The organism is Pseudoxanthomonas sp. LjRoot204_2 (genome assembly GCF_056175765.1).
Genome location: NZ_JBGFFG010000383.1, coordinates 1 through 3,180, shown reverse-complemented (window position 1 = coordinate 3,180; position 3,180 = coordinate 1). Strand labels below are relative to the sequence as shown.

At 67.9% G+C, this 3,180-nt stretch carries 3 protein-coding genes; 1 reads left to right on the top strand and 2 read right to left on the bottom strand.

Annotated features, from left to right (window positions below; all coding sequences use genetic code 11):
* Positions 1–51: 51 nt before the first annotated feature.
* Positions 52–948 (bottom strand): lytic transglycosylase domain-containing protein, encoded by an 897-nt coding sequence (locus AC04L7_RS15215; protein ID WP_296278795.1) that lies wholly within the window; start codon positions 946–948, stop codon positions 52–54.
* Positions 949–1,164: 216 nt separating this feature from the next.
* Between AC04L7_RS15215 and miaB the strand changes: the two genes are divergently transcribed.
* Positions 1,165–2,601 carry a tRNA (N6-isopentenyl adenosine(37)-C2)-methylthiotransferase MiaB gene (gene miaB / locus AC04L7_RS15210; protein ID WP_435999860.1) on the top strand — a complete coding sequence of 479 codons (1,437 nt, stop codon included), beginning with the start codon at positions 1,165–1,167 and terminating at the stop codon, positions 2,599–2,601.
* A gap of 9 nt (positions 2,602–2,610) precedes the next feature.
* On the opposite strand, the gene AC04L7_RS15205 is transcribed toward miaB, so the two are convergent.
* Entirely contained in the window at positions 2,611–3,042 is a 432-nt protein-coding gene (locus tag AC04L7_RS15205) for a hypothetical protein (RefSeq protein WP_435999862.1), read from the bottom strand.
* Positions 3,043–3,180: the final 138 nt, after the last annotated feature.

Here is a 3,180-nt window from a genome sequence, read left to right as displayed (position 1 = left end):
CGGCTGCCGTGGAATCAATGGCTTGCGTGCGCCCGAGGCGCCCGCCACGACTCAACGCGCGGCGACCGCCTGGCGGTAGCGGTCGGCCAGCACGGCGACGCGCTGCACGTAGCGCTGGGTTTCCTTGTACGGCGGGACGCCGCCATGGCGGTCCACTGCGCCTTCGCCTGCGTTGTAGCCGGCGGCCGCCAGCGTCAGGTTCCCATTGAAGCGCTTGAGCAGCCAGGACAGGTACTGCGCGCCGCCGCGGATGTTCTGGCCGGCATTGTAGGAGTCGGTCACGCCGAACCGGCGCGCCGTGGCCGGCATCAGCTGCATCAGGCCCTGGGCACCCGCATGCGACAGCGCCATCGGGTTGTAGGACGACTCGGCGTGCATGATCGCGCGCAGGATGGCCTCCTCCACGCCGAACTCGCGCGATGCCGCAGCGATTTCGGCCTGGTAGGCGGAGGTGTTCAGCCGCAGCCGGCCGAAGTCGACGCCGGGGTTGCCGCAGGCGAAACACGTTTCGATGTAGCTGTACTTGATGGTGCGCAGGCTGGCCACCTGCGTGCCGCCCTGCGGGCGCGCGCTGGTGTAATGACGGACGCCGTCCTTGATGTACGAATAGACCTGTCCGCTGACCACGCGGCGCGGACCGGTCGCGGCAGGCGCCGGCGCCGGGACGGCGGCCGGGACGATGGCACTGGCGGAATCCGACAGGGCGGGCGAGACGGCGGCGCCGATGGCCGGCGTTGCCTCGGCGGGCCGGGACACGGAGGCGACCTGGGTCGGGCGACTGCGTTCGGGCGTGTAGCGGCTCACGACTTCGCAACTGGAACCACTGACGCGCTTGCTAACATACGCCGGCACGCCGTCGGCGCCGGTGCACTTGTACAGCGTGCCCGCGCTGGCCGGCAGTGCGGTCAACGCGGCCAGCACGGCCAGAAGCGTCAGAGTCCCCCTCATGCCGCGCAGTGTCCCGAATTCCCGGGGGATTGCCAAGTCCTTGTCCAACAAAGGGTTCCTCCAATCTGTGCGGCCGGTCGGAGTTCCAACAGCCGGCGGCACGGCGGCCAGGGATGGCCTGTTACCCGCTATCAACGCCATCCGGTACGGGTTCCGGCCGCCCCCAGCGCGTAAACTACGCGGCCCTGCCCGCCCCACCCGACTGGATTAAGCGCCATGACCGGGACGCAAGCCCCCGCACTGCCGACCACGGCCGGCCCTGCCGTGACCGACCCCGCACTCGTCCCCCTGCCCGTTGGCCGCGCCCGCGTGCCCGATCAGGTGCGCGGCAAGCTGTACATCAAGACCCACGGGTGCCAGATGAACGAGTACGACTCGGCCAAGATGGCCGATGTGCTCGCCGCCTCCGACGGTCTCGAGCTGACCGACAACCCCGAGGAAGCGGACGTGGTGCTGGTCAACACCTGCTCCATCCGCGAAAAGGCGCAGGAGAAGGTCTTCAGCCAGCTCGGCCGCTGGAAGGCGCTGAAGGCCGGCGGCCGCGACGTCATCATCGGCGTCGGCGGCTGCGTGGCCTCCCAGGAAGGCGAGGCGATCGTCAAGCGCGCGCCTTACGTGGACCTGGTGTTCGGCCCGCAGACCCTGCACCGCCTGCCGGAACTGATCCGCGCCCGCCGCGAACAGAACAAGCCGCAGGTGGACATCAGCTTCCCCGAAATCGAGAAGTTCGACCGCCTGCCCGAGCCGCGCGCCGAAGGTCCTTCCGCGTTCGTGTCGATCATGGAAGGCTGCTCGAAGTACTGCTCGTTCTGCGTGGTGCCCTACACCCGCGGCACGGAAGTCAGTCGACCATTCGAGGACGTGCTGGTGGAAGTGGCGCAGCTCGCCGCGCAAGGCGTGCGCGAAATCAACCTGCTCGGCCAGAACGTCAACGCGTATCGCGGCCCCTACGGCGACGGTGAGGTCGCCGACCTGGGCCTGCTGATCCGCACCATCGCCGAGATCGACGGCATCGGTCGCATCCGCTTCACCACCTCGCACCCGCTCGAGTTTAGCGACTCGCTGGTGGACGCCTACCGCGACGTGCCGCAACTGGCCAACTTCCTGCACCTGCCGGTGCAGGCGGGCAGCGACCGTATCCTCTCGGCGATGAAGCGCGGCTACACCGCGCTCGAGTTCAAGCAGAAGATCCGCAAGCTGCGCGCCGTGCGGCCCGACATCTCGATCAGCTCGGATTTCATCGTCGGCTTCCCCGGCGAGACCGATGCCGATTTTGAGAAGACGATGAAGCTGCTCGAGGATGTCGGCTTCGACCAGAGCTTCAGCTTCATCTACTCGCGTCGCCCGGGTACGCCCGCCGCGGACCTGGAAGACGACACGCCGGACGCCGTGAAGCATGCGCGCCTGGAGCGCCTGCAGCAGCACATCAACGCCTACGCCGCGGGCATCTCGCAACGCATGGTGGGCACGGTGCAGTCGGTGCTGGTGGAAGGCCCGTCGAAGAAGAACGCGACCGAGCTGACCGGCAAGACCGAGAACATGCGCTCGGTGAACTTCCCCGGCCATCCACGTCTGGTCGGCCAGTTGGTCGACGTGGTGATCACGGAAGCGCTGACCAATTCGCTGCGCGGCCGCATCGCCGGCACCGACTGACGTCGCACCTCAGCCGACGGCAGGCAGGAGCACGCCGTCGCGCTCGTTGTCCCAGATCATGTGGATGATCTTCCAGCCATCCTCTCCCTTGTAGAGCTGGATGCTGTTGATGCCGCGGCGTTCCGCCACCGCATCGCCGGGCGCGTGGCGGGCCTCGTAGGCGCTCCAGACGTGGGCGATGTTGCCGAACACGCGGATCTCGCGCCCGGTCTCCACCTCGAAGAAATCCATCTCAGCCAGCAGTGCGTCGGCGTTGGCACGGTATTCCGCCAGCGAGAAAGACAGCCGCCATGGCGTTCCCTGCGCATCCACGCCCGTGCGGATCTGGCGGCAGTCGGGATGGAAGACATCGTCCTGCGTCGACCAGTCGCGCGGACCCGCCGGACCCGAGATCATCGCGTACATGGCATCCACCACCGCACCGATCGCTGCGTCGTCCATCGCTCGCCCCTCTTGCCGGAAGGTCGCCAGCCTATCAGTCCAGCCGCTTGCGGAACCGCAGGATCGCCGCCGTCATCATCACCGTGGTGAAGCCCAGCAAGGCGAGCACGTCCGGCCATAGCTCCCACAGGCTGGCGC

Coding starts and splice junctions, on each gene's coding strand:
- AC04L7_RS15215 (WP_296278795.1), bottom strand. CDS start 948: ATGAGGGGGACTCTGACGCTTCTGGCCGTGCTGGCCGCGTTGACCGCA.
- miaB (WP_435999860.1), top strand. CDS start 1,165: ATGACCGGGACGCAAGCCCCCGCACTGCCGACCACGGCCGGCCCTGCC.
- AC04L7_RS15205 (WP_435999862.1), bottom strand. CDS start 3,042: ATGGACGACGCAGCGATCGGTGCGGTGGTGGATGCCATGTACGCGATG.